Source organism: Achromobacter animicus (assembly GCF_040775605.1).
GTDB classification, from domain to species: Bacteria; Pseudomonadota; Gammaproteobacteria; order Burkholderiales; family Burkholderiaceae_B; genus Achromobacter; species Achromobacter animicus.
Genome location: NZ_JAYGJK010000001.1, coordinates 4,169,002 through 4,194,431, shown reverse-complemented (window position 1 = coordinate 4,194,431; position 25,430 = coordinate 4,169,002). Strand labels below are relative to the sequence as shown.

The window sequence follows — 25,430 nt, the reverse complement described above, 5'->3', positions numbered from 1 at the left end:
TTCACGGCTAGAAGCGGGACGAGAGCTGCAGGCCGAAGATGTGGCCGCTGCTGTCGTAGGTGCCCGCGACGCGGCCCTTGGTGGCCTGGCTGCCGGACGTGGTGTCGATGTCCGTCTTGCGCAGGTACAGGTACGTGTAGCCGACGTCGATCGTGGTGGACTTCGTGGCGGCCCATTGCACGCCGGTCGAGAACCAGTAGCGGTCGTTGTCGGGCAGGGAAGTGGGACGGTCGGCGGCATCGTGCACCGGCGATTGGTCGAAGGCCAGGCCGAACTTCCACTTCCAGGCCGGGGCGAACTTGTAGTTCGCGCCCACGGCGACGCGCCAGGTGTCGCGGAAGTTGAGCGGCAGCTCGTCGTCGCGCGCGCCCGGGCCCGAGTTCTTGATCTTGAGCTCCGGAATGCTGCTCCAGCCCGTCCAGGACACGTCGCCCAGCAGTTCCCACTTTTCGTTGAGCTGGTGCGTGGCGCTCAGGATCAGCGAGTCGGGCAGGTCGACGTTGGCCTTGGCGTCAAACGACACGGATTGGCCGGTGGGGCCGATGTTGTCGATGTCGGTGTCGCCCTTGGCCGAGTGCTTGATCTTCGAACGGTAAGACAAGCCGATGCGCGTGTCTTCGGTGGGTTGCAGCATGAAGCCGACGTTCCAGCCCCACGCGTCACCCTTCAGATTCAGGTCCGCGTCGCCATTCGTGGCCAGCGGCAGGCCGGCGATGGGCACGACGGTCTTTTTCTTGTAGGTCGCATCGATGTGCTGCCAGTTCACGCCAAAGCCCATCGAAAACTTCTCGTTGACCTTGTAGGCGATGGACGGGTTGACGTTGATGGTCTTGATGTCGAACTTGTTCGAGTGGTACTGGCCGACCCAACCGTCGTCGTATTCGGTCATCAGGCCGAAAGGAGCGCCGACGCCCAGGCCGATGTACCACTGCTCGTTCAGTTGCCAGGAGGCATAAATGTTGGGCACGACGCCCAGGTGGCCCGCGTCCCCGCCATTGCCGCCGGTGGGAACCGAACCGTTCAAGCCTGATCCGGGAATACCGGGCACGCTGGGATTGCGGCTGTTTCCGTTGTCCGAAAACTTGAACGACGGTTTGATCAGGTTTACCCCGCCGGAGAAATTGAGCCCTGGCAGATAGGTCAAGCCTGCCGGGTTGAAATACATGATGCTGGCATTCTCCGGGTTTGCCGCCGAGCCGGCATACGCGTTGCCCAGGCCGCTGGCGTTCTGCTCCAAGAGCTGAAAGCCGGCAGCGTAGGACGTTGCGGATGCGCCCAGGCCGACCAGGATGGCCGACAGGGTGCTCAGGGACAATGGACGTCTGCGCATGGTACTGACTCCTCGAGTTGAATGTGTGTCTCTCTCTACCACTGCCGGCCTGTTGCTGCCGGTCTATTCGGCGCGAGCCGCTGTGCTGCGGTGCTGCTGGGTGCTGCCGTCTTCGTAATGCAAGGGGCCGCCCGTGAAAGGCGCGAAGCCCGTTCCAAAAATCACGCCCGCGTCGGCCAGGTCGGCGTCGGCCACGATGCCGCTGGACACGCGTTGCCGCGTGGCGTCGATCAGCGGCTGGATCAGGCGCTGCGCCAGGCCTGCCGGGGCGGCGGCGGGGTCGCGTTGCTTGACCGGCTTGCCGTCGCGCCAGGTGTAAAAGCCCTTGCCGCTTTTCTTGCCGAGTTCGTTGCGGGCCAGACGGTCTGCCAGGCATCGCGGCGGCGCCGCGCCGTCGGCAAGCTGCGCGCCAGCGTCCCGCGCGATGTCCAGGCCCACGGTGTCCGCCAGTTCCAGCGGTCCCATCGGCATGCCAAAGGCCACCATGGCGGCGTCCACGGTTTCCGGCGCGACGCCGTCGTCCACGCTGCGCATGGCCTGCAGCATGTAGGGCGCCAGCACCGCGTTGACGAGAAAGCCGGGCGCGCTCTTGACCGGCAGCGCCAGCTTGTCGATCTGGCCGACAAAGGCGCAGGCGCGGGCTTCTATGGCGGGGTCGCCATCGTCCGCGTGCACGACTTCCACCAGCGGCATCTTGGCCACAGGGTTGAAGAAGTGGATGCCGACCAGACGATCCGGACGGGCCAGGCCCTCGCGGAGCGTTTCGAGCGACAGGCTGGACGTGTTGGTGGCCAGCAGCGCGTCGGGCTTCATGCGCGGCTCCAGCGACCGGTACAGCGCGCGCTTGGCATCGGGCTGCTCGCTGATGGCTTCGATGATGACGTCCGCCAGCGGCACGCCGCCACCCGCCGGATCCGGGACCAGCCGGTCGAACGCGGCGCGCGCCAGGCGCGGATCCTTCAGGCGGCGCGCGTAGAGTTCGGCGGCGCGCTTGATGGCGGGCGCGATGCGCGACATCTCCTGGTCCTGCAGCGTGACGGTCATGCCCTTGAGCGCGCACCAGGCGGCGATGTCGCCGCCCATCACGCCCGCACCCACCACATGGACGTGACGGGCCGGCGCGACGCCGGGCTGCTTGCCATTGGCCTTCAGGCGCTCCTGCAGGCGGAACACGCGCAGCAGGTTGCGCGCGGTGCCGGACGAAATGATGCGGTCGATGAGGTCGGGCGCCTTCAGCGCATTGCCCCCATGTTTTTCCCAGATCTCCACAATGGCCGGCGCAGCCGGGTAGTGGCCGAGCGGATCCTTGGCCGCGATCTGCTTGCGGGCGCGGTTGGCGACGATGGCCTTGAACGGCCAGCGGTTCAGCAGTCCGCCCAAACCGCGCGCGCGCCGGGCAGGCTTGCGAGACAGCACGGTCTGGCGCGCCGCTGCAAGCAGCAGCCGCGGCGGAACACGCGCGTCGACCAGCCCCAGCGAGGCCGCGCGGCGCGCATCGGCGCCGCGGCCGGTCAGCATCATGTCCAGCGCGGCGGGCGCGCCGATCACCTGCGGCAGGCGCAGCATGCCGCCCCAGCCGGGGAAGATGCCCAGCATGACTTCAGGCAGCGCCAGCGAGGCGCCGGGCTGATCGGCCACCAGCCGGTAGCGGCAGGCCAGTGCCAATTCAAGGCCGCCGCCCAGGCAATGACCCTGGATCAGCGCCAGCGTGGGATAGCGCACGCCGGCCAGGCGATTCATGAGGTTCCAGCCGCGCGACACCAGCCCGCGCGCCTGCTCAGGCGTGTCCAGCGTGGCGAATTCGTTGACGTCGGCGCCCACGATGAAGCCCGTGGCCTTGCCGGATTGGATGATGAGGCCTTTGGGCGGATCGGCGTCCAGCGCGTCCAGCACCACGGAGAGCTCGGCCATCGTGTCGGCCGACAGCGCGTTGACCGCGCTGCCCGCGCGGTCGAAGGTCAGCCAGGCGAGCCCGTCGGGGTCGCGGTCCAGGCGCCAGTGGGAAAGCGTGTCCAGTGTCGTCATGGGCGGTCCTCGTCCAGGGTTTCGACCAGCATCGCGCCGCCTTGACCGCCGCCGATGCAGATGGCCGCCATGCCGCGCCGGGCGCCGCGGCGCTTGAGCGCGTGCAGCAGATGCAGCATGATGCGGGCGCCGGATGCGCCCACCGGGTGGCCGATGGCGATGGCGCCGCCGTCGACGTTGAGCCGTGAGGGGTCCAGGTCGCCCCAGGCAGGTGTGCCGAAATTCTGCTGGCAGTAGGCCTCGTCCCGCCACGCGGCCAGGCAGCCTAGCACCTGCGCCGCGAAGGCCTCGTTGATCTCCCACAAGTCCAGGTCATTCAAGCCCAGGCCGTGGCGCTGCAGGATCGGCGTGGCGGCATGCACGGGGCCCAGTCCCATGATCGCGGGATCCAGCCCGGCCCATTGCGTATCGATGATGCGGCCCAGCGGGCGCAGGTTCCATTTCTGCACGGCCTCTTCCGAGGCCAGCACCAGCATCGCGGCGCCGTCGGTGACCTGCGAGCTGTTGCCTGCGGTGATGTTGCCCCAGGGCTTGTCGAACACGGGCTTGAGCTTGGCCAGCTTGTCCGGCGTGGAGTCGTCGCGCACGCCGTCATCGTGGGGATGCAGCTTGCCCTGCGTGTCGATGAGCGGCGTGATCTCGGGCATGCCGGCCGCGCGCGCCGCGAGCGCGCGCTGGTGGCTGCGCGCCGCATAGGCGTCCATCGCGGCGCGGTCGATGTGAAAGAGCGTGGCGACGTTTTCGGCGGTCTGTCCCATCGACAGTCCCACCACCGGGTCCGTCAGCCCCTTGAGCAATCCGATGACGGGCGCCAGGTGTTTCGGCCTGAAGCCGCCCAGCGCCTTGAGCTTGGCGCCTAGGCCGCGCGCAGCATACCAGCGCGACAGCCAACGCACCATGCCGTCCGAAAACAGCACCGGCGCGCGCGACAGCGCATCGGTGCCGCCGGCCAGCACCAGGTGCGAACGGCCGTTCTGGATGTTGGCGATGGCGGAGTCCAACGCCTGCATGCCCGACGCGCAGTTGCGCATGACGGTCCACCCCGGCACCCGGTCGCCGCAGCCCAGCCGCAGCGAGATCACGCGGCCGATGTTGACTTCGTCGGGCGAGGGCGCGGCGCAGCCGACGATGACCTCGTCCAGATCCGTGGGCGCGTAGGGTTGGCGCAGCAGCAAGGCGCGGCCGGCCTGTACTGCCAGATCCCCGGCGGAGAAGGGTCCCGGACCCGTGCGGGCCTTCAGGAAAGGCGTGCGTGAACCATCGACGACGTAAACCGGTTTGAATGCCATCCGCTTCCTCCCTCAGGCGACCTTGCGATCGGCCGTGGGCCGGTCTGCGTCGGCGGCGCCGAGGTCAAAGGGGAAATCATCCACTTTGACGACGGTATCGCGCAAGCGGTTGCGGCGTTTGACGACCGCATACTCTTCGGCGGTGATCGCGCCGATGGTGACCGCCGCGTCGGCGATGTCGCGCACGTTGGCTTGCGGATTGCCGTCCAGCACGCCGCGTTTTTCGATCTCGCGGATCTTGGCCTCGATGGGCTCGGCCTCCAGCGTGGCGGCCAGCGCCTGCTCGATCGCGCCCACGGGTTCGTCCGCGGTATCGGGCAGGTGGCAGCCTGCCGTCAGGCGGTCGCGCGTTGCGCTGGGGCTGATCAGCAGCCGGGCCACGTCCTGGCCAAGCTGGTCGGACGGCGGGATCTGGCTGTGGCCCCACGGGAACACGATGCGGCGGATGATCCACGCGACAGCGCGATTCGGGAAGTTGTCCAGCACGCCGTCAAAGGCCTCCTGCAACTTGCACAGCGCATCCTGGATCGACCAGTGCGCCAGCGGCGCGTCGGCCTTCTGGCGGCCTTCGTCCTCGAAGCGCTTGAGCGTCGCGCTGATCAGGTACATCTGCGACAGCACATCGCCCAGCCGCGCCGACAGACGCTCGCGGCGCTTCAGGCTGCCGCCCAGCACCAGCATCGACGTGTCGGCCAGCAGTGCAAAGGCGGCCGAGTAGCGGCCCAGGAGCTGGTAGTAGCGCTTCATGTCCGGTGCGACGTCGGCGTTGACGGCCACAAAGCGCGCGCCGGTCAGCGATGTGCCCAGCGCCCGCAGCGTGTTGCGCGCCACGAAGCGGGCGTGGCCCCAGAACGCGGCATCGAAATCATCCAGGCCCTGCTTGAGGTCCGGCGATTGCGCGGCCTGCATTTCCGCCAGCACATAAGGATGGCAGCGGATTGCGCCCTGGCCGAAGATGATCAGGCTGCGCGTCAGGATGTTGGCGCCTTCCACGGTGATCCCGATGGGTATCTGCTGGTAGGCGCGGCCCAGGAAATTGGACGGTCCCAGGCAGATGCCCTTGCCGCCGATCACGTCCATGCCGTCGTTGACGACCTGGCGCGCGCGTTCGGTGACGTGGTACTTCACGATGGCCGACACGACCGAGGGTTTCTCGCCCAGGTCCACCGCGCCCGCCGTCATGGTGCGCGCGGCGTCCATCATGTAGGTGTTGCCGCCGATGCGGGCCAGCGCCTCTTCGACGCCTTCGAACTTGCCGACCGGCATGCGGAACTGGCTGCGCACGCGGGCATAGCCGCCCACTGCGCGCGCCGTCAACTTGGACATGCCGGTGTTGGAAGAGGGCAGCGAGATCGAGCGCCCCGCGGCCAGGCATTCCATCAGCATGCGCCAGCCCTGGCCGGCCATGGCGGGACCGCCGATGATGAAGTCCAGCGGCATGAAGACGTCGTTGCCGCGCGTCGGGCCGTTCATGAACATGGCGTTCAGCGGGAAGTGGCGGCGGCCGGTGTCCACGCCGGGGTGATCATGCGGCACGAGCGCGCACGTGATGCCCAGGTCTTTCTTGCCGCCCAGCAGCCCGTCCGGATCGTACAGGCGGAACGCCAGGCCCAGCAGCGTGCAGACGGGCGCCAGCGTGATGTAGCGCTTGTCCCAGGTGACGCGCATGCCGATGACTTCGCGGCCCTGCCATTCGCCCTTGCAGACGATGCCGCTGTCGGGGATGGCTGCGGCGTCCGAGCCTGCCCACGGGCTGGTCAGCGCGAAGGCCGGCACCTCTTCGCCGCGCGCAAGACGCGGCAGGTAATGGTTCTTTTGCTCTTCGGTGCCGTAATGCAGCAGCAATTCGGCGGGACCGAGCGAATTCGGCACCATGACCGACACGGCCAGCGCGGAGGACCGCGTGGACAGCTTGGTCACGATTTCGGAGTGGGCGTACGCGGAAAACGCGAGGCCGCCGTATTGCTTGGGAATGATCATGCCGAGGAAACCCTCGAACTTCAGGTAGTTCCAGACGTCGGCGGGCAGGTCGAAGCGCTCTTGCGTGACGTTCCAGTCATTGACCATGCGGCAGGCGGCTTCGGCCTGGTTGTCCAGGAAGCGCTGCTCTTCGTCGGTCAGGCGGGGGCGCGGATACGCCAGCAGGCGGCTCCAGTCGGGACGGCCGCGAAAAAGTTCGCCTTCCCACCAGACCGTGCCGGCCTCGAGCGCATCGCGCTCGGTGTCGGACATCTGCGGCAGCACCTTGCGGTACAGGTTGAAGATCGGCGCGGACAGCAGCGCCCGCCGGATGGGGCGCACGCCCAGCAACACGGCGGCCAGGAGCGCAATGACAACCAGCGCGACGATGACTGCGTACATTTTCTTGTCTCCTCGTTGTTCTTCAGTTGCCTGGCGGTGACCGAAGGCGGCTCGCCGGCCTGTTGCGGTGGAAGGCGGTCAGGCGCCTCCGGGGCTTGCATTCAAGTGCGGCAGGGGCGAGCGCAGCCCGCCCAGCAGGAAACTCATCAGGCGCGGCAAGAGCAGCTCGCGGTCGTTGGGCTGTTCCGCCTCGTCGCCGGCCAGACCGGTGACCGAGCGCAGCAGGTCGGTGCCCATGATGGCGTACGACGTCGCGCCCAGCATGAACTGGAAGCGCCAGATGATCTCGGCGCGCGGCACGTCGGGCAGGGCGGCGAACAGCGCGTTGCGGTAGCGCGCGAGCACGTCGGCATATTCCTCGGCAAACAACGCGCGGATGAAATCCGTGGGGTCGGTCATCGTGCGCTCCAGTAGCGGCAGGAAGGTGCTGCCGGCCTGCGCCGGATCGGCGGCCAGACGCAGGAGGGTGCCGAAGAACGCGTCCACGATCTGGGAGGGCTTCAGGGGCTTGCCGCCGGATTGCGCCTCGAGTTCGTCCAGAAGGCGCATGCGCTCGCGATTCAGCACTTCCAGGCGGCGTTTGAGCACCGCCTGCACGAGTGACTCTTTCGAGCCGAAGTGATAGTTCACCGAAGCGAGATTCACACCGGCCGCGCCCGTGATCTGGCGCATCGACGTCGCTTCGTGTCCCTGTTGCGCGAACAGGGACTCGGCGGTGTCGAGGATGGTTTCTCTGGTGGACGTGGCGCGGATTTCTTGCATAAGGTTGAATTCAAACGTTTGTTTCAAAGCATTATGCGGGAGGCAGGGATGAGAGGCGAGCCTCTGCTATCCCCAATAGGGTTTACCCCTAACCATGCGCGCGTGATATGTCGGTTTTGCGGCACGTGCGCTTCGCATCGGGCGTAAGGACGAGACCCGCCGGAAAGAAGAATGAGGCGCGACATGTCCGCCAGGTTGAGTTTTGGCCGATCGGCCTCGGACACCGGCCCTAGGATGAATGTGCTCTGGAACGCACGCCCAAAACCCCGCAGTATCAGCGCGAGAACATGAACGCATTGCCCCGGGTGTGTGCCGGGCGAGGCACCCGCGCAGTCACGGCGCGGCAGGCCAATCGCCCTGATACAGGAGCACGAGAAATGAAGACGTACAAGGTGGGACTGCTGGTTGACGGGTATGAGCAACCCGGCTGGATGCACGAGATGGTTGAGTGGTTACTCCATAGCCAGGATTTCGACCTGACGGCACTGCTGGTGATGAACGGCGAAGCCGCCGATACCGCGCCCAGGCTGAGCGTGAAGGCACTGTTTGGCTCGCTGTCGCGCCTGGAAGGCAAGCTGCTGCCGCAGAAGCAGCGGGACATGCTGGCCTGCCGCGACATGCGCGATGGCCTGCAGGAGGCGGGCGCGTCGGTGATCCCGCTGGCGCCGGGGGACGAGGATCCGCACGCGCGCGCCGAGGTCCAGGCGTTGGGGCTGGACCTGGTCATCACGCTGGGTGCGTCGCCGGCCACACGGGCGCAGCTCGCCAGTTGGTCGCGGCTGGGCGTCTGGCAGTTGAGCTATTCCGATATTGCGGTGGCGACAAGCCGATATGCGGGTTTCTGGGAGGTCTTTCAGCGCGAGGATCACACCACCGTGAAACTCTGGCGCGTGGGCGCCAGGCAGGAAGACGACGAGCTTCTGGACCAGCGCAGCTTCAATACGGAAGTGTTCTGGCTGAAGAATCAGGCGCGCGCATTCAGTTTGGGAAACTTCATGGTCTACGACGCCTTGCAGGCGCTGGCCCATGACCGCCCGGGCGTCGCCCCGCCCGCCATGCAGATCATGAGCGGCCCGCGCCGGGCCGATCCGGCTGAGTGGGATAGCGCTGCATATATTGCGCGCCAGGCTTGGTTAATGTCCGATCTCGTTGTGCGCCGCATCATGAAACGCAATGTCCGCTGGCGGATCGGTATGTTTCCGTCTGCGCGCCAGCAGGCCGTGGTCTCCGAAGCCATGGTATTGCAGCCGCCAAAGGGCCGGTTTTTCGCCGACCCTTTCGTTTATACGCACGATAAAAAACCATATATATTTTTCGAGGACTACGATTTTACGTCCCGCAAGGGCACGATCTCGGTCGCGACCTACTCCGACGGGGCTTTCCGGCTGCTGGGCACTGCGCTGAACCTGCCCTATCACCTTTCGTTTCCGTACATTTTTGAACACGAAGGCGTGACGTACATGGTTCCTGAAACGTGCGGAAATCGCAGTATTGAACTGTGGAAATGCACTGAATTTCCGCTGAAATGGGAGCTTGACGTTAATCTGATGACCAATATTTCGGCCGTGGATACCATTATTTTTAAACACGGCGAATACTGGTGGCTATTAACAAATATCGACCGGACGGACGGGCAGAGCCATTGCGACGAGCTGTTCGCGTTCTTCTCCGATTCGCCACGTTCCACGACCTGGACGCCGCACGCTTGCAACCCGATCGTGCGCAACCCGATGCGCGCCCGCAACGCCGGAATCGTTGTCTCGCCTGGAGGAGACGTGATCCGGTGCGCGCAGTACCAGGGCTTCTGTCACTACGGCAAGGGTGTCTCGCTCAACCAGATCGAGGAATTGACGCCTTCCACCTATGTCGAAACCGACGGCGAAATCCACTACGCAAACTTCCTGAGAAAACGCCATGCTTCAATGCACCATTGGCATCATCAGGGGGGGCACACGGTATTTGACTTCGCCTATATGGAGTAAATCCGCCTGCGGGCGTGTAAATAAAAAATGTTACCGTTATTTCGAATACAGGGACTGTTCACGGGCTTGATGTGTCTGCGGATACAAGTTGACAGGTTTCCCTCTTCCACCGGCTATTCGACGCCGCGTCCGGCTGATGTCCCGACGCGGCTTTTTTTCGTCTGTAACAAGGGCCAGAGCGCCTGTGCGGGCCGCCCTGACGGGCCGTTTCATAGAGGGAGACACGTCCCCGAAGCCCGTCGCCGCTGGTGAAAACCCTAGCGGCGAAAAGGACGAGATGAACTTCTCATCCATATTTAGGAACGTGATTAAGGCTAACGATTGATTTCTGATTTTGTCGGATTATATCGCCCTGAAACGTCTTGATTTTGACAAATCCGAACCATAAGATGGGTTCCATGCCATCCGTTATGTTGGCTACCAAAGTCGCCCAGCCCAAACGTCCCGGTTCAGCTTCATTAGATATTCCGGGATATGCGGACCACCCCCGCAGGGCTGGATAAAAAATAGTCTTCAGCACAGCGAAGATCCCTTCTAGGCCCGTCGAAAAACCGGGAGGACACCATGGCCAAGATGGTCCTGATTGAAGCTCATCCGCTACTGCGGTTGGGTTTGTGGCAGATTCTTAGCAAGTTGGATGATGTGTGGGAGATCGAGGGGATGGGCCTTGCGGACGTGTCCAAGGCCGACGGCGTGCACGCGGGCGCCGATCTTCTGATCTATGGTTTGCCAGTGGATACCGATGAAGCATGGAGCGCGTTGCACGAGATTCAGCGCGTTCTGACGCCCAAGCGGATTCTGCTTTTGACGGACGTCATGCCCTTGCCCATGCCGGTGCAAGGCCTGCCTGGCGCCAGCGTGTACGGTTGCCTGATGAAAACGGCCTCGGTCGAGATCCTCGAGGCCGCCATCCGCCTGGTGATGGCGGGCGGGCAATGCTTCCCCAGCGAACAGGCGCTGCAGGCTCCGGCCTCCACCGTATGCGCCTTGCCGTCGCGGGACGCGGAAGAAGCCGGCTCGAAGGGCACCATGCCCGTGAGCGCGGGGGCACAGCTCCTGCAGATCACGCCGCGCCAGTACGAAGTGCTGGTGCTGCTTGCACGGGGTTATCCCATCAAGACCGTCAGCCGGATGTTGAACATCTCGGTGGCGACGGCCAAGACGCACGCGTGCACGCTGTATCAACGCCTGCATGTCAAGAACAAGGGCGAAGCCGTTTACGCGGCGCTGCAACGCGGTGCGACCTTGGAATGGCATGAACCGAAAGGGCGCGAAGTGGATGCCGGGCAGATCTATGGGCGCAAGCTCGGTTGAGTCAGGTTTGCGCTGCCTGCCCGGCAGCAGGAACGCCCAGTTCCAACGCTGCCGGGGTTGCGCATAGCCAATACGGCTAAGGCATAGAAAGCAGGTGTTCGGGTTGCTGTCACCTCGCTTTCCGCCACCAATCATCCTCCTGAACGAGATTCAGCGAACGTAGCCGCTGATAGCATGAGTTGTGTCCGCAAGCATGGATTGATAGGGCGAATCACTTAGTCTCGCCACTGCAATCCCAAGGCTGCGGACAGGATTCCCTTGAACCTGGCGACGCGCGTGAACCCGCGCCTTGCGCGGCGTCGCGCCAGCGTCATGGGAGCCGTAATGGGCCATGCGTCACAAGGTTCTTCCCGGGATGACAACCGTACTGATCGAAGACTACGCTCTGCTTCGTGTCGCAATTCAGCATGTGCTGGAACGTGTGCGCAACGCCGACGATATCCTGGCCATCTCGCCAGCTCACCTTCTCAATATGTCCAGCTCGATCAACAAGCCAGTGGAGTTGCTGGTGGTCGGTTGCAGCGGCACTGCGGAGCAGGACATCGGGCTTCTTTCCCAGGCGATGGCGTTCTTCATGCCCCGGCTGGTGCTGGTGCTGTATTCGGCGATGGACCAGAGCGTCATGGCCGCGTGTGCGCGCGCCGGCGTCGCGGGCTATCTGCCCAAGGCGTCCAGCCCCGATGCACTGGCCGCGGCCGTCAGCCTGGTGATCGCAGGCGGCGAATGCTATCCCCAACCCGCAGGCAGGCCGCCCAGCACGACACACGCGTCCGTGCAGGAGCTGCGTGAACTTACGCAGCGGCAGGAGGAAATCCTGCAGCTCCTTGTGCAGGGTAAGACGATGCGCGAGATCGGCCAGCAGGTCGGCATCTCGGTCGCCACCGTCAAGAGCCATGCGCGCACGCTGTACTGGAAGCTCAATGCGCGCAACCAGGCCGAGGCCGCGTACATTGCGGTGCAGATGGGGTTGGTGCGAAGCTCGAATGGGCAGCCCGCGCCCGGGAAGGGCGAAGCGGGTTGATGTGATGACGCGAGTCAGGGCCTGTGCGGGTGGCGATGCTGCCTGCACGGGCCCTGCTTTTTTTGGGCGCGTGAAAGTTATCGCAATAAAAGTCGTTCGTTGAGCGTTGCGTCATCGGATGCTGTGCCACTGAGCATTACAACGGCGCGTGGCGAAACCCGGCCACCACCAAAGCGAACGTCTTGCGAACCCGATCGAGTGCTCAGCTGATGCACTTCAGAATCATACGTGTCTGATAGCCAACCCTGAGTTGGCGTGACGTAATGGCCGGGCGAGACGACCCGTTCAATGGCGTCCCACCCGCCAACACCTGCGCAAGGCCGGCACCGCCATCCTCGCATCTCCTCCTCAATCGCCTGACAGCCCAAGTAATGCGAACCAGCAAGCAAATCCGGCAGCCGCGCCCGTCGTTTAGAGAAATCCAGAAAAAATGGCGGATCTTTCGCTTCGCGAGCACGTTGTTGCCTCTGGTGCCAGACCCGAAGGATCCCGCCGCCATAGAGGCGACGCGGATCAACGAGCATTGCATCGAGGTCATCTCCGATTCGCTGAAATCCGAAGGTCATAGCTTGATGCTTCAAGTTTTCACGCTTATTGGACTGCTCGTATTCTTTTCTGCAGTGATCGCAGGCGTTGACAATGGGTTCGGGTTTATTTGGCTGGCCGTTCTAGGCCTTCCGGCCATAGGGCTTATGGTGTTTTTTCTTTTTTGTGTCTTGGGACCGCGCTTCCGATACCGGTGCTCGAAAGTTCGGTTCGACCGCCGTAGCCGCTGCGCCTACTACGTCCCCTATCCCGAAGAAAGCCCGGATGAAATATGGGAACCTGACTGGGATCAGTTGCAGGGCATTTGCTGGTCAACAGGTCAAGCGCAACCTTATCTTTACCTTGTGGGCTACACCCGCAACTTGCCTGCACCTCAATTGGTCAAGATACCCATCATGTCTAACGAGAAGATTTATCCAGACCATATCTGGGCTTGGCTCAATCGTTATATGGCTAAGGTTGAAGGCCTGCCCCCACCAAAGATTGTTTCGCTCCCTCAAAGCCCGAGAGACGTACTCCTGCGCTACGGTGGACATTGGATAATTAGGTCCTTCACCGCAAGGAAGTGGCGGCGATGGTCGCCGCTGATGATCTGGGTGGATTTGGCGATTCTGCTCGTGTTCATGCCGTCCATGGCCCTGCCGCATCTGATCATTCTCCAGTATCCGGAGATTGAATTTCCGGAAGAGAACAATCGACGGTGTGGTTTTTCTACCGCCTAATCAGGGAGTGGCTAAGCAAGGCGACGCTGTCCATGCTGTTCCGCGCCCGCCATGCATGCGCCCATTCCGGCCCCCCCTTCAAACATCCCCCTCACTCGCCCGCGTCCCCGCCGGCGCTCCGCGGCCCTTGCTCTTCGCAATCGCCATAAACTCCCGCTCCGCCGCACCTAGCACGGCGTCCACATGCAGATGCGCCATCGCATACTGCCGTGCCGCCGCGCCCAAAGTTTCGCGGATTTGCGCGTTATAGCTGAGCTTGCGCACCGCTTCGGCCATCGCCACGGCATCCTCGGGCGGTGTCAGCAGCCCGCACCGCGAAACCACACTGGCCAGCTCCGTACCGCGCGCCGCGCCGCAGACCACCGGGCGGCCGCTGGCCAGCATGCCGGTCAGTTTTGAAGGCATCACCAGGTCGGCGGCGCCGGCGCGTTGGGGCAGGAGGTGGATATCCGCAGTGCCCAGCAGCGCGCCCAAGCGTTCCGCAGGCTGCAGATCCAGAAAGATGACGCGCGTCAGGCCGCGGCATTTTTCCTCCAGCGCCGCGCGTTCCGGGCCCTGGCCGCAGAACAAAAACCACAGGCGGTCCTCGCGGTTGAGACGCCGCGCCACGTCCGCCAGAATCTGCAGACCCTGCTTGCCGCCCATGTTCCCCGAATACAACGCAACGATGGCGTTATCCGGAATGCCGAGCTGCGCACGGTAATCGCCGCCTTCGGCCAGCGGCGTGATGGCGTTGACATCGATCCAGTTGGGCAGCAGCACCGCACGGGCGGGATCGATGCCTTTGGAAAGCGCCAGATCCAGCATCCGGTTTGAAATCGTCGACACGCGGTCAAACCGGCGCATCAACCAGCGCTCGGCGCGCTTGACCATCGATCGCAAGGCGCCGCCCTTCAGCAGCCCCAGTTCAAACGCCGCGTCGACCTCGAAGTCCTGGATGTGCAGCCAGGCACGCGCGCCGGTCAGGCGCGCGGTCAGCCATGCGGCCGGGGCGCAGAAGAGGGCGGGTTCGACGACCAGGATGATGTCCGGGCGGCGCATTGCGGCGCGCAGCAGGGACGGCAGGCTGGACAGCGCGAAGCTTGCCAGGTGCACCAGGCGCTTGGCGCCGCCAGGTCTTTCGGGCACCCACAAGGGCGCGCGTCGCACGGTCACGCCGCGGCGCGTTTCCTTGGCATAGCGCGAGCCGCGGTAGCCCTCGTGCACCTTCCATTGCGGGTAGTAGGGCGGGGCGGTGACCACACTGACTTCGTGCCCGCACGCGGCCAGCCATTCGGCCAGTTCGGCGGTGTACTTGCCGGTGCCGGTCAGTTCGGGCGCGTAGTTGATGCCATAGATGAGTATTTTCATGTTGGCGTGGCGGTGCGGGGCCGGATGGGGCGGCACGGGTTGCCGTGGCAGACCATTGCGGCAGGCATGTTGCGGAACACCGAGCTGCGTGCGCCGATGACCGCCTCGCGCGCGATCGTCACGCCCGGTCCGACGAACACGTCGGTCGCCACCCACGCGCCGTCTTCGACGCGCACGGCGCGTTCACGCAGCGGGAAGTCGGGCCGGCCGGCGTCGTGGTCCGCCGCGCACAGATAGCTGCGCTGGGACACCACGGCGTGCGCGCCGATATGAATCGGACCCAGGCTGTAGATCACCGCGTCGTCGCCGATCCAGGCGTAATCGCCGATCTCGACCTTCCAGGGGTAGGTGACCGTGGCCGTGGGCCGGATCAGCACCTTGTGGCCCACGCGCGCCCCGAAGCAGCGCAGCAGCCAGCGGCGAAAGCCGTAGGCCACCTGCGGCGACCAGCGAAAGAGCGTGCCTTGCACCATCCACCACAACTGCACGGTCAGCGCCGAACGCCCGCGCTGACCCGGCGCCAGCGCGAACTGGTCCAGGCGTTGCAAGGTGCTCATTTGGCCGCTCCCGCAACGGCATCGCGCTGCGACGCCGCCTCGCTGGCCCGGCGCGCCTTCAGGATTTCTTCGGTCTTGATGCGGATCTGCCAGTAGTACATGGCGCGTGCGACGGCGTAGTCATAGCCCGCCTTGCCGTCCAGGAAGCCCAGCTTGAAGACGTAGGAATGCAGAAACGAGATGGGCGCCTTGAACGGCATGGCCTGGAAGATTTTCTTGAGCAGCGCGCGTCCGCCCACATTGGCTTCGCGCGGGTCGTTCATCAGGCCCTTGGTCCGCAGGTTCGCTTCCCAGTCCGAATAGCGGTTGTGCTTGTCGAAGTAGTGATAGAGCGAATCGTGGTCGTTGTGCACCATGCGCTGGCGCAGCGCGAACGTTTCGCCCTGGACCTGCGGCTGGTAGTGGCCCTCGACTTCCCACATGTTGGCGACGTCCAGGTCGTCGTAGTCCAGGAAGCGCGAGCGGTCGCGCGCCAGCAGCGCCAGCTTGTAGACGCGGTGGCCGTGTTCGAGCTTCTTGCCGCAGAACACGTAGTCGAACGGCACAAAGGCGCCGCCCGCGCCGGCCGCAAAGCGCGGCAGCACCTCGCGGATCTCGGTGGCGAGGCCCGGCGTCATCTCTTCGTCGGCGTCGACATACAGGACGACGGGGTGCGAAAAAGGAAGCTGCTCCAGGCACCACTGCTTTTTCTTCGGATACTTGCCGTCCCAATTGAAGTTCGACACGTGCGCGCCCATCGCCGTGGCGATCGAGCAGGTCGCGTCCGTGCTGTTGGAGTCGACGACGAAGACCTCGTCGAACTCCACCAGCCCCTTCAGGCACTTCGCGATGTTGCGTTCCTCGTTCTTCGTCATCACCACGACGGATACCGGTATCTTCTGCATGATGCTGTCCTGTTCAGGGCGTTCCGCGCTGCATGAGCGGGCGGAAGAGATCGATGACGTTGCGGCAGTGCCGCTCAAGGGAAAAGGCGTCCGCGCGCTCGGGGCCCTGGGCCGCCAGCTTCTCGCGCATCTCGCCGTCGTAGGCCAGGCGCCGCACCGCCTCGGCCAGCGCCTCGGCGTCGCCAACCGGCACCAGCAGCCCGTAGCGGCCGGCGTCCAGGATCTCGGCCGGACCATGCGGGCAGTCCGTGGAGATCACGGGCACGCCCAGGCACAGGGCCTCCACCAGCACGTTGCCGAAGCTCTCGCGCACGGAGGTGAGCGCAAAGGCGCCGGCGCCGGCGATGACCGGAAAGGGGTTGTCGATATGGCCCGCCAACGTGACCTGCGTGCGCGATGGCCTGTCGTCGATGCGCTTTTGCAGGGCGGCGTGCTCGGAGCCTTCGCCCAGGATCGTGAATGCGATACGCGGGTCGTCCAGCAGCGCGGCTGCGTCGATCAAGGTGGCATAGTCCTTCACCGCCTCGAGCCGGCCCACGGCCACCACGTGATAGGGCGACTCGCCACCGTCGTTCAGCTTGGGTTGCGCGCCTTGCCGGCGCACGTTGTCCAGCGGCACGCCGTTGTAGATGGTGTGGACCTTGCCGCGCAGCGGCGGGAACATGCTGACCAGGTCTTCCTTCACGCCGCGCGACACGCCCACCACGGCGTCATGGCGCCGGTAAGTCTGGCTGACCAGCCAGCACTTCAGACGGCGCATTTTCGATGCGCCGTAGTGGATGGCCGGGCTGCTGTGCTCGAAGGCCACGGTTCGGAAGTTTCCGCGCAGGATCTTTCTGGCCAGCACGACCAGCATGTTGCACAACAGTCCGTGCGAGCAGACGATGGCGGGCTTTTCGCGGCGGATGTGCTGCAGCAGCTTGAAGAACGCCACGGGCAGCGCCAGCCGCAGCTTGGTTGGGGACTCGATGATCGGAAATGCGCGGGTGACCTTGGGATTGGCGATGGGATACTCGCGATTGCGCGAACGCAGCAGGAACAGGGCGGAGTCCACCCCCTGTTCCGGCAACGCATCCACAATGAAGGCGACGCATCTTCCGACGCCGCCATGCAAGTCCGGTGCGACAAACAAGACATCAGACATGGGGTATTACTCGCGTGGGTGGCGCCCGGCGCACGATATCCGGGCGAGGGCTGGGAGCGGGAGATTCTTGGCGAGGCACGGGCATGATCTGTGCATTGCGCATCAGAGACAGGCAATAGCACAGCAGGAAGCCGGTAAACGCGGTCTTGGGCGCATAGGCCAGACCGCCGGACATCGAGTCGATGAAGATGTAGATGGGCGCGGTGGCGAGCAGATATCGCCGGTGCATCTCCAGCCCGGGATGGGCGTAGCGCCGAAAGAGCGAGAACAGCAGGATCAATAGTGGCGGCAACATGATCATGATCGTGCCGACCACGCCGAACTTCATCAGGTAGAAGGCCCATGAGTTGTGCGCGAACGTGCTCAGCTCGAAGCCGTTTTCGCCCATCACCCAGCTGCGAAAGCCCGCGCCCTTGCCGAACACGGGGCTTTCCGCGAAGAACTGCATCTGGCCCTCCATCTCCTGGACGCGCGCGCCGTAGCTGGAGTCTTCGTCCAGGCGCTCGACGCTGAAGATCCGATCGGTCAGCACGTCCAGATAGCCGATGGCGCCGAAGATCAGCACCCCGGCCACGGCCGCGGGCGCGAAGATCATCACGGCGCGGCGCCGGATGTCGGCGCTGCCGGCCAGCAGCACGGCGATGATGACGGAGATCGCCAGCTGGAGGTACTGGCTGCGGTTCAGCGAGAACACCAGCGCCATCACCATGTACAGCGTCAACATGTAGGCCTTGGGGCCCGATACGTTCAGCGTGCGGCGAAAGTACAGCAGTGATACCACGCCCATCGGGATCGCCCACACGCCCAGCCGCACGTTGCGCAGGGGATTGGCGACGCTGAAGCCGGCCGCCTGTTCCACCAGCATCAACGTGGCAACCGCCAGGCTCGCCGCAACGATGTACTTCTGCAGGATCGCATAGGCGTGCGGACTGTCGATGTCCTTGTAGCAAAGGAACGGCGTGCAAAGGAAGTAGAAGACGATGCGCAGGTCGCGCGCGACGTCGCCGGTCTCGATGCCGGGGTGATGGCTCGACACCACCAGCAGATAGATCACCGAGATCGCCTGGATGCCCAGCAGCACCCCCAGCGCGCCGCGCGGGAACGCGTACGCGCCCGGGTCGGCCAGCCGGAGCGCCTTGACGCCCAGCATGGCCACGAACAGCAGGTCGAAGGGCGAGAGCTTGAAGCTCCCCACCCCGATGACGAACCTGTCGTCGTTCAGCGCCAGCGCGGTGAAGACGAACAGGCCCAGGAGGTGCAGGGTGGAAAGCCGGCGCGTAGTCATTGCAGTTCCGTATCAGTGTCGGTCCGGCCTAGTGCGCGGCCCAATCGTCGCGTCCGAAGATCTTGGTGGTCAGCTTCTCGAGCAGATACGTCAGATCGCCCTGGCGTGCGTGCGCGGCGACTTTCGAGGCGCGGCAGGACAGTTCGAACAGCTTGCCCAGACCCGGTTCGGTACGCCGGATGCGGCTGACGATCTGTTCGCGCTCTTCCAGCAGCACGTCCTGCATCAGTGCCGTCTTGGTCTCGTCGTGGGCGGTGTAGACGCCCAGCGCGTCCGGCACGATCAGGTTCTTGCCTTCGCGCAGCAGCCGGCTCCACAGCTCCAGGTCCATGCAGTAACGCATGCTTTCCTGCAGCAGGCCGTACTTGCGCAGCAGATCGCGGCGGAAGATGGCCGACTGGTTCGGGATCGAGGCCTTCACCACCGTCAGCGTGCCGCGGTTGACGGGCGTGTAGTGGATTTTGCGGAAGATGTGGTTGTTGGCATCCGCCACGAACAGGTTGCCGCTGACGATCGGCGCGCGGCCCTTGGCGGCGGCCGTACCTAGCTTGCGCAGCGCGCCCGGAAAATACAGGTCATCCGAGTTCTGCCAACCGACGTAATCGCCCGTGGCGCGTTCGAAGCCCTTGTTGATCGCGTGCGACTGGCCGCGGTCCGGTGTGCTTTCCCAGTAGGACAGGTAGCGCTCGTACTTCTTGATGATGTCCACGCTGCCATCCGTGGAGCCGCCGTCGATGATGATGTATTCCAGCCGCGGATACCCCTGGTTCAGCACGGACAGGATGGTGCGCTCCAGGAACTTGGCCTGGTTGAACGAGGGCGTCACGATCGTCACCTTGGGCAGCAGGCCGCTGGCGATGGGCGCTGGCGGACGGAGCTCGCGGACGAAGTCGATGAGCTGGCGTGAATACTCGTTGTGGCGCTTGCGCATGTAAGACCTCAGCATGTTGGTTATCGGGTGGCCGCAGGCATGGCGCCCGGAAACTCGGGGCGGGATTGACGGATGGCGAGGGCCACGCCGGCCAGCGTGATCGCCGCGTAGGCCATGCGGCCCCAGGCTGCGGCGTGTTCCCCCGCCACGTGAACCAGTCCCGCCATGACGCACAGCATTGCCAGGCCGCCCAATCCGTTCAGGATCGCGACGGCGCGGGAGTTGCCGAGCCCCAGCAGGGAGAAATGCGCCGCAGCGTTCAGGGACAAGAGGCCCGACGCCACGATCAGCAATTGGAATGTGCCCAGATGGCCGCTGGCGACGTTGTCGCCCAGCAGCACGTTCAAGAGCGGCCGGCTGACCGCCAGCACGGCCAGCGTGGCGCCGGCCGACAGCGCCAGGTTCCACAGCATCATGCGGCGGATCTCGCGTTCGGCCGCGCCCGGGTAGGGCGGCGAGACCGACAGGCGGGTCACGCGCGGCATGGCCTTCTGGAAGATGGCGACGGACGCGGTGTGGATGATCTGGCCCACTTGCACGCCCACGGTGTAGATCGCCAGCGCCGCCGGCCCCATCAGGCTGCCGACCAGCACGCGGTCGACCGAGCCGAAGGCCAGCGCGCTCAGGCTGTTCAGCCACGACCAGCGCGAGAACCGGAAGGCGGCCATCATGGCGCCGCGATCGCGCACGGGCCGCACGATGTAGCGGTCGTAGGCGCGCGAGAACACGCGCATCTTGACGCTGCCCGCGATCAGGAGGCCCAGCGCCTGCGCCAGTCCCGTCCACGTGGGCGAGGCGGTGTACCAGGCGGCCGCGCACGCGAGCGCCATCGTGCCCGTGCGGCTGAAGACCTCGCACAGCGCGGTGGCGCGAAAGTCCTCGCGCCCCTTCAGGCAGCCGGAAAAGAGCTGGTCATACTGCTGCGTGAGATAGATGGCGAGCGCCGGCATGGCCAGCATCGTCACCGCCACGCCGCCGAATGTGGCTTCTGGCCAGCCCAATCCCACCACGCCCCACAGCAGCACGGCAGCCAGGGTCACCACGGCCAGCGCACAGCCGATCAGCGACATGCTGACGCCGGCCGCGCGATAGGCGCCGCCGGGTTCGTGCGCGCTCTCGGACACCAGCTTGGTCGCAGTCACCGCCGCGCCCAGGTTGGCCGCGTTGCCGAAGCCGGCCAGCGCGATGATCATCGAATACTGGCCGAAGCCGACCGTGCCGAGCTGGCGAAACAGGATCGGCAGCGCCACCAGCGCCGCGACGGGACCGATGCCGTACTCCACCAGCCCCCAGAAGGAGGCATTGCCGGCGATGTGTTTCTTCACGAATCCAAGCATCGGTAACCCTGTCTGTCATGCTGGCGCGGCCGTCAGGCCACCGGCAGCGCCTGTTGCGTGCGCTCGCGCAGGAAATGGCCGTAGGCCAGCGTGATGCCATGCGTCAGAGAGATCTCCGGCCGCCAGCCCAGCGCCTGCACGCGCGACGAGTCCATCAGCTTGCGCGGCGTGCCGTCGGGCTTGGAGGTGTCGTAGACGATCTTGCCCTCGTAGCCGATCACGCGCGCCACCAGCCGCGCCAGGTCCGCGATGGAGATGTCCTGGCCGGCGCCGATGTTGTAGATGCCCTCGGCGTCCGGATGCTCCATCAGCATGACGCTGGCCTGCGCCAGGTCGTCCACGTACAGGAACTCGCGCAGCGGCGACCCGGTGCCCCAGATCGTCACGCTTTCCGCGTTGGCCTCGCGGCCCTCGTGGAACTTGCGGATCAGGGCCGGCAGCACATGGCTGCTGTGCAGGTCGTAGTTGTCGTGCGGGCCGTAGAGGTTGGTGGGCATGGCGCAGATGAAGCGCGCGCCGTGCTCCCGCTGATAGGCCTCGCACAGCTTCAGGCCGGCGATCTTGGCGATGGCGTACGGTTCGTTGGTGGATTCCAGCGGACCGGTCAGCAGCGCGTCCTCGCGGATGGGCTGCGGCGCCTCGCGCGGGTAGATGCATGACGAACCCAGAAACAGCAGCTTGCGCACCCCGGCCGCATACGCGGCGCGGATCACGTTGCACTGGATCATCAGGTTCTTGTACAGAAAATCCACCGGATGCGTCTGGTTGGCCAGGATGCCGCCCACCTTGGCGGCGGCCAGGTACACCACGTCGACCGGCGTGGTCGAAAAGAAGCGGTGCACCTGGTTCTGGTTTTCCAGGTCCAGTTCCGCGCGGCTGCGGGTCAGCACGTTCTCGTAGCCGCGCCGGTGCAGTTCGCGGGTGATCGCCGCGCCCACCATCCCGCGGTGGCCGGCGACGAAAACGCGTTGGTCCAGGTTCGTCATGGCGGGCTACTCCTTGTAGGCGTAGATTTCGTAGCCGTTCTGTTCGACCAGCGCATCGCGCCGCGCGTCCTTCAGGTCCGCCTCGACCATTTCCTTGACGAGCTGCGCGAACGTGGTGCGGGGCGACCAGCCGAGCTTCTCGCGGGCCTTGGTCGGATCGCCCAGCAGGGTTTCGACCTCGGTCGGACGGAAGTAGCGCGGATCGACGCGCACGATCACCTGGCCCGCCTTGACGTCGTGCACCGGCGAGAACAGCACGGTCGCCGTCTCTTCCAGGCCTTCGCCTTCCCACGCCAGCAGGATGCCCAGTTCGCGCGCGGCGGTGTTGATGAACTCGCGCACGCTGTACTGCATGCCCGTCGCGATGACGTAGTCTTCGGGCGTGTCCTGCTGCAGCATCAGCCACTGCATTTCGACGTAGTCGCGAGCGTGGCCCCAATCGCGCAGGGCGGACAGGTTGCCCAGGTACAGGCATTCCTGCAGCCCCAGCACGATGCGCGCCAGTCCGCGGGTGATCTTGCGCGTCACGAACGTTTCGCCGCGCTTGGGCGATTCGTGGTTGAACAGGATGCCGTTGCAGGCGTACATGCCATAGGCTTCGCGGTAGTTCACGCTGATCCAGTAGGCGTAGAGCTTGGCGGCGGCGTAGGGGCTGCGCGGGTAGAAGGGGGTGGTTTCCTTCTGCGGCGTTTCCTGCACCAGGCCGTACAGCTCGGACGTCGACGCCTGGTAGAAGCGCGACTTGTTTTCCAGCTTCAGGATGCGGATGGCTTCCAGGAGGCGCAGGGTGCCCAGGCCGTCGGCGTTGGCCGTGTATTCCGGTTCCTCGAACGAGACGCCCACGTGGCTTTGCGCGGCCAGGTTGTAGATCTCGTCAGGCTGCACCGACTGGACGATGCGGATGAGGCTGCACGAGTCCGTCATGTCGCCGTGGTGCAGGACGAAATTGCGGGGCTGGTCGTGCGGGTCCTGGTACAGATGGTCGATCCGCGCGGTGTTGAACAGCGAAGCGCGCCGCTTGATGCCGTGGACCTCATAGCCCTTGGCCAGCAGAAGCTCCGCCAGATAGGCCCCGTCTTGGCCAGTTACGCCGGTAATCAGTGCCCGTTTTGGCATGGTTGTGTCCTTAAGACTTAGTGACTGCACGAAAGGAGCCGATGGCTGCGTTACCAATGTGCAAAGAGATTACTGTTGCACCAGCCGCTGAGATATCGGCCAAAAGGTCTAAGAGTTCAGCCTCTCGGTAGGGAAAAAGGGACTGGATGGATTCGTCCACCACTCCCAATGCGGTAACCGCCAGCATGGCCACCAGCGCCGGGCGCCGGTTGACCGATACGTAGATCAGCCCGGTCAGGAAGGCGTAGGCGGCCAGATGCAGCCGCTTGTCGCCAAAGGCATCGGACATGTCCGCCGCCAGCCCGGGCAGGTTGCCCACCGTGATCAGAACGATGAAAAAGAGGGCCGCCACGGGCAGGCAGATCTTGGCCATGCCCGGGCGCCAAAAGGGAACCCGCTCCGGAGGAGGCTCTTCGCCGCCGGGCCGCCCCAAGGCGAAGACGGCCCCCTCGGGGGGCAGCAAGCGCGCGGAGCGTGCGCCGCGTGGGGGCTTATCTTCGCCGCCGGGCCGCCCCAAGGCGAAGACGGCCCCCTCGGGGGGCAGCAAGCGCGCGGAGCGTGTGCGGCGTGGGGGCTCCCTAAACACGGCCGTAGATGTCCTGGAAACGCACGATGTCGTCTTCGCCCAAATAAGCCCCCGACTGCACCTCGATGATTTCCAGCGGAATCTTCCCCGGGTTCTCCAAGCTGTGGATCTCGCCCAGCGGGATGTAGGTCGACTGGTTCTCGGTCAGCAGGTACTGCTTGTCGCCGTTGTAGATGCGCGCCGTACCCGACACCACGATCCAGTGCTCGGCGCGGTGGTGATGCATCTGCGACGACAACCGCGCGCCCGGCTTCACGGTGATGCGCTTGACCTGGTATCGCGGCCCCTGGCCGACCGAGTCGTACGACCCCCACGGCCGCTGGACCTCGCGGTGATGGTTCAGCTCGCTGCGGTGCTGCGACTTGAAGACCTCGACCAGGCGCTTGACGTCCTGCGAGCGCGACTTGTGCGCCACCAGGACCGCGTCGGCCGTCTCGATGACCACGATGTCGTCCAGGCCCACCGAGGCCACCAGCCGGCTGGTCGAATGGATGAGGCAGTTGCGCGAATCCTCCACCATGACGTCGCCCGTGGTGGAGTTGCCTTCCACCGACTTCTGGGCGATGCCCCATACGGCATCCCACGCACCCACGTCGCTCCACGAGGCGGCCAGCGGGATGACCACCGCGCTGTCGGTGCGCTCCATGATGGCGTAGTCCATCGAATCGCTGGGGCATGCCTCGAACGCCGGGCCGTCCAGATGGAAAAGGCCGTTGTCGCCATGCCCCGTCGCCACGGCCGACTGCGCCTGCGCGAGGATCTTGGGCGCCAGCCGGCCCAGCTCGGCCAGGAAGACCGACGCCTGGAAGGCAAACATGCCGCTGTTCCAGTAGTAACCGCCGTCGTCGATGAAGCGCTGGGCGACCTCGGGCGACGGTTTTTCCACGAACCGGCGCACACGGCGCGCCGGGGCCATGGCGCCGGGCTCGTCCGCCTGGATGTACCCGTAGCCGCTGAGCGGCGCGGTCGGCTTGATGCCGAACGTCACCAGTGCGCCTTGGCGGGCCGCGTCGTACGCCTGGGCAAACGCTGCGCTGAGCACCTCGCCGTCTTCCAGCACGTGGTCCGACGGCATGATGAGCATGATGGGATCCTCCCCATCCTGCATGGCCCGCAGCGTGGCGGCAGCGATGGCCGGCGCGGTGTTGCGCGCATACGGCTCCAGGATGACCTCGACGTCCTTGATGCCCAGCTCATCAGCCTGCTCCGCTGCGATGTAGCGATGCGCCTCATTGCAGACCAGGATGGGCCGCTCTTGCGCGCCCGCCGACTCCAGCCGTCGCAGGGTGTTCTGCAGAAGGCTGCGGTCATCGGTCAAACGGATGAACTGCTTCGGCAACAGTTCGCGCGACAGCGGCCACAGGCGCGAGCCTGAACCACCGCAAAGAATCACTGCCCGGTACGGAGGACGGGGGTTGGTCATGGCTCTCACTCCTTGAAGTAGGCCTGGGTGTACGGATGCACGCCGGGATCGGCGGCGATCACTTCCCGCGGCAGCCAGCGATAGCCGCTGTGCTGGGACAGGGGAAGGCTTGCGGTATCCAGAGAAAGCTCGGCCTCATACGCGAGGACGACGTAGTGGGTGGAGCGTCCCGCCTCACCCGCGAAATTGGTGCCGTAGAAGTGTTCGTACACGCCGCGCGGCGTCCACTCGAGGTCGGGCAACGACAGGCCCAGCTCGTCGTGGACGATGCGGCGCAGCGCGTGGCGCAGCGACTCGTTCTTGCGGATCCGGCCACCCGGCACGAACCACGCGCCCTGGGCGGGCGGATTGGCCCGCAGCCCGGTCAGGTAGTTGCCGGCGCCATCGCGCAGCAGGAGATCGATCGACACCAGGGGCAGCATTTCCACGGCCTGGCGGAAGTCCGAGCGGCCAAGCATGCCGCCACGAGGCCCCGGCGC

Annotated in this window: 21 protein-coding genes; 4 read left to right on the top strand and 17 right to left on the bottom strand. The window is 65.0% G+C overall.

What is annotated here, in order from left to right; genetic code table 11:
* Window positions 1–7: 7 nt before the first annotated feature.
* From AB3147_RS19055 to AB3147_RS19035, 5 genes are all read right to left on the bottom strand, one after another.
* On the bottom strand, window positions 8–1,330 hold the full coding sequence (locus AB3147_RS19055) for an OmpP1/FadL family transporter (protein WP_175126198.1): 1,323 nt from the start codon (window positions 1,328–1,330) through the stop codon (window positions 8–10).
* A 63-nt stretch (window positions 1,331–1,393) separates the two neighbouring features.
* Window positions 1,394–3,355, bottom strand: a complete 1,962-nt coding sequence (locus tag AB3147_RS19050; protein ID WP_367352709.1) for a 3-hydroxyacyl-CoA dehydrogenase NAD-binding domain-containing protein — start codon at window positions 3,353–3,355, stop codon at window positions 1,394–1,396.
* The gene (locus tag AB3147_RS19045) at window positions 3,352–4,644 is read right to left on the bottom strand and encodes an acetyl-CoA C-acetyltransferase (protein ID WP_367352708.1); all 1,293 of its coding nucleotides are present in this window, start codon (window positions 4,642–4,644) and stop codon (window positions 3,352–3,354) included. The genes AB3147_RS19050 and AB3147_RS19045 overlap by 4 nt, the downstream gene beginning before the upstream one ends.
* A gap of 12 nt (window positions 4,645–4,656) precedes the next feature.
* Window positions 4,657–7,005: an acyl-CoA dehydrogenase gene (locus tag AB3147_RS19040; protein ID WP_367352707.1), complete on the bottom strand. Its 2,349-nt coding sequence runs from the start codon at window positions 7,003–7,005 to the stop codon at window positions 4,657–4,659.
* Window positions 7,006–7,083: 78 nt separating this feature from the next.
* Entirely contained in the window at window positions 7,084–7,767 is a 684-nt protein-coding gene (locus AB3147_RS19035; RefSeq protein WP_239213168.1) for a TetR/AcrR family transcriptional regulator, read from the bottom strand.
* A 377-nt stretch (window positions 7,768–8,144) separates the two neighbouring features.
* Here AB3147_RS19035 and AB3147_RS19030 point away from each other — a divergent pair, with 377 nt between their 5' ends.
* From AB3147_RS19030 to AB3147_RS19015, 4 genes are all read left to right on the top strand, one after another.
* On the top strand, window positions 8,145–9,749 hold the full coding sequence (locus AB3147_RS19030) for a glucosamine inositolphosphorylceramide transferase family protein (RefSeq protein ID WP_175126201.1): 1,605 nt from the start codon (window positions 8,145–8,147) through the stop codon (window positions 9,747–9,749).
* A gap of 564 nt (window positions 9,750–10,313) precedes the next feature.
* Window positions 10,314–11,063, top strand: coding sequence for a response regulator transcription factor (locus tag AB3147_RS19025; protein ID WP_367352706.1), 750 nt, complete (start codon window positions 10,314–10,316; stop codon window positions 11,061–11,063).
* 355 nt (window positions 11,064–11,418) lie between these two features.
* Window positions 11,419–12,084, top strand: a complete 666-nt coding sequence (locus AB3147_RS19020; protein WP_191575823.1) for a response regulator transcription factor — start codon at window positions 11,419–11,421, stop codon at window positions 12,082–12,084.
* Window positions 12,085–12,455: 371 nt separating this feature from the next.
* A complete protein-coding gene (locus AB3147_RS19015; RefSeq protein ID WP_367352705.1) occupies window positions 12,456–13,352 on the top strand; it encodes a hypothetical protein in 897 nt (298 codons plus the stop codon).
* 78 nt (window positions 13,353–13,430) lie between these two features.
* On the opposite strand, the gene AB3147_RS19010 is transcribed toward AB3147_RS19015, so the two are convergent.
* From AB3147_RS19010 to AB3147_RS18955, 12 genes are all read right to left on the bottom strand, one after another.
* A complete protein-coding gene (locus tag AB3147_RS19010; protein WP_367352704.1) occupies window positions 13,431–14,702 on the bottom strand; it encodes a glycosyltransferase WbuB in 1,272 nt (423 codons plus the stop codon).
* Entirely contained in the window at window positions 14,699–15,259 is a 561-nt protein-coding gene (locus AB3147_RS19005) for a putative colanic acid biosynthesis acetyltransferase (RefSeq protein ID WP_056563330.1), read from the bottom strand. The genes AB3147_RS19010 and AB3147_RS19005 overlap by 4 nt, the downstream gene beginning before the upstream one ends.
* The gene (locus AB3147_RS19000; protein ID WP_343737678.1) at window positions 15,256–16,143 is read right to left on the bottom strand and encodes a glycosyltransferase family 2 protein; all 888 of its coding nucleotides are present in this window, start codon (window positions 16,141–16,143) and stop codon (window positions 15,256–15,258) included. Before AB3147_RS19000 ends, AB3147_RS19005 begins: the two co-directional genes overlap by 4 nt.
* 13 nt (window positions 16,144–16,156) lie before the next feature.
* Entirely contained in the window at window positions 16,157–17,287 is a 1,131-nt protein-coding gene (locus tag AB3147_RS18995; protein ID WP_239213174.1) for a glycosyltransferase, read from the bottom strand.
* Entirely contained in the window at window positions 17,280–18,572 is a 1,293-nt protein-coding gene (locus AB3147_RS18990) for an O-antigen ligase family protein (RefSeq protein WP_175126166.1), read from the bottom strand. Before AB3147_RS18990 ends, AB3147_RS18995 begins: the two co-directional genes overlap by 8 nt.
* Window positions 18,573–18,600: 28 nt before the next feature.
* On the bottom strand, window positions 18,601–19,518 hold the full coding sequence (locus AB3147_RS18985; RefSeq protein WP_224776689.1) for a glycosyltransferase family 2 protein: 918 nt from the start codon (window positions 19,516–19,518) through the stop codon (window positions 18,601–18,603).
* Between the two features lie 5 nt (window positions 19,519–19,523).
* Window positions 19,524–20,828: a lipopolysaccharide biosynthesis protein gene (locus AB3147_RS18980; protein WP_224776688.1), complete on the bottom strand. Its 1,305-nt coding sequence runs from the start codon at window positions 20,826–20,828 to the stop codon at window positions 19,524–19,526.
* 44 nt (window positions 20,829–20,872) lie between these two features.
* Window positions 20,873–21,826 (bottom strand): GDP-L-fucose synthase family protein, encoded by a 954-nt coding sequence (locus AB3147_RS18975; RefSeq protein ID WP_105239707.1) that lies wholly within the window; start codon window positions 21,824–21,826, stop codon window positions 20,873–20,875.
* A gap of 6 nt (window positions 21,827–21,832) precedes the next feature.
* Window positions 21,833–22,942, bottom strand: a complete 1,110-nt coding sequence (gmd, locus tag AB3147_RS18970; RefSeq protein WP_175126163.1) for a GDP-mannose 4,6-dehydratase — start codon at window positions 22,940–22,942, stop codon at window positions 21,833–21,835.
* Between the two features lie 10 nt (window positions 22,943–22,952).
* Window positions 22,953–23,315 carry a VanZ family protein gene (locus AB3147_RS18965; protein ID WP_175138037.1) on the bottom strand — a complete coding sequence of 121 codons (363 nt, stop codon included), beginning with the start codon at window positions 23,313–23,315 and terminating at the stop codon, window positions 22,953–22,955.
* 205 nt (window positions 23,316–23,520) lie between these two features.
* A complete protein-coding gene (locus tag AB3147_RS18960) occupies window positions 23,521–24,951 on the bottom strand; it encodes a mannose-1-phosphate guanylyltransferase/mannose-6-phosphate isomerase (protein WP_175138038.1) in 1,431 nt (476 codons plus the stop codon).
* 5 nt (window positions 24,952–24,956) lie between these two features.
* Window positions 24,957–25,409, bottom strand: coding sequence for a GDP-mannose mannosyl hydrolase (locus AB3147_RS18955; RefSeq protein ID WP_175126173.1), 453 nt, complete (start codon window positions 25,407–25,409; stop codon window positions 24,957–24,959).
* Window positions 25,410–25,430: the final 21 nt, after the last annotated feature.

Coding starts and splice junctions, on each gene's coding strand:
- AB3147_RS19055 (WP_175126198.1), bottom strand. CDS start 1,330: ATGCGCAGACGTCCATTGTCCCTGAGCACCCTGTCGGCCATCCTGGTC.
- AB3147_RS19050 (WP_367352709.1), bottom strand. CDS start 3,355: ATGACGACACTGGACACGCTTTCCCACTGGCGCCTGGACCGCGACCCC.
- AB3147_RS19045 (WP_367352708.1), bottom strand. CDS start 4,644: ATGGCATTCAAACCGGTTTACGTCGTCGATGGTTCACGCACGCCTTTC.
- AB3147_RS19040 (WP_367352707.1), bottom strand. CDS start 7,005: ATGTACGCAGTCATCGTCGCGCTGGTTGTCATTGCGCTCCTGGCCGCC.
- AB3147_RS19035 (WP_239213168.1), bottom strand. CDS start 7,767: ATGCAAGAAATCCGCGCCACGTCCACCAGAGAAACCATCCTCGACACC.
- AB3147_RS19030 (WP_175126201.1), top strand. CDS start 8,145: ATGAAGACGTACAAGGTGGGACTGCTGGTTGACGGGTATGAGCAACCC.
- AB3147_RS19025 (WP_367352706.1), top strand. CDS start 10,314: ATGGCCAAGATGGTCCTGATTGAAGCTCATCCGCTACTGCGGTTGGGT.
- AB3147_RS19020 (WP_191575823.1), top strand. CDS start 11,419: ATGACAACCGTACTGATCGAAGACTACGCTCTGCTTCGTGTCGCAATT.
- AB3147_RS19015 (WP_367352705.1), top strand. CDS start 12,456: ATGCGAACCAGCAAGCAAATCCGGCAGCCGCGCCCGTCGTTTAGAGAA.
- AB3147_RS19010 (WP_367352704.1), bottom strand. CDS start 14,702: ATGAAAATACTCATCTATGGCATCAACTACGCGCCCGAACTGACCGGC.
- AB3147_RS19005 (WP_056563330.1), bottom strand. CDS start 15,259: ATGAGCACCTTGCAACGCCTGGACCAGTTCGCGCTGGCGCCGGGTCAG.
- AB3147_RS19000 (WP_343737678.1), bottom strand. CDS start 16,143: ATGCAGAAGATACCGGTATCCGTCGTGGTGATGACGAAGAACGAGGAA.
- AB3147_RS18995 (WP_239213174.1), bottom strand. CDS start 17,287: ATGTCTGATGTCTTGTTTGTCGCACCGGACTTGCATGGCGGCGTCGGA.
- AB3147_RS18990 (WP_175126166.1), bottom strand. CDS start 18,572: ATGACTACGCGCCGGCTTTCCACCCTGCACCTCCTGGGCCTGTTCGTC.
- AB3147_RS18985 (WP_224776689.1), bottom strand. CDS start 19,518: ATGCTGAGGTCTTACATGCGCAAGCGCCACAACGAGTATTCACGCCAG.
- AB3147_RS18975 (WP_105239707.1), bottom strand. CDS start 21,826: ATGACGAACCTGGACCAACGCGTTTTCGTCGCCGGCCACCGCGGGATG.
- gmd (WP_175126163.1), bottom strand. CDS start 22,942: ATGCCAAAACGGGCACTGATTACCGGCGTAACTGGCCAAGACGGGGCC.
- AB3147_RS18965 (WP_175138037.1), bottom strand. CDS start 23,315: ATGGCCAAGATCTGCCTGCCCGTGGCGGCCCTCTTTTTCATCGTTCTG.
- AB3147_RS18960 (WP_175138038.1), bottom strand. CDS start 24,951: ATGACCAACCCCCGTCCTCCGTACCGGGCAGTGATTCTTTGCGGTGGT.
- AB3147_RS18955 (WP_175126173.1), bottom strand. CDS start 25,409: ATGCTTGGCCGCTCGGACTTCCGCCAGGCCGTGGAAATGCTGCCCCTG.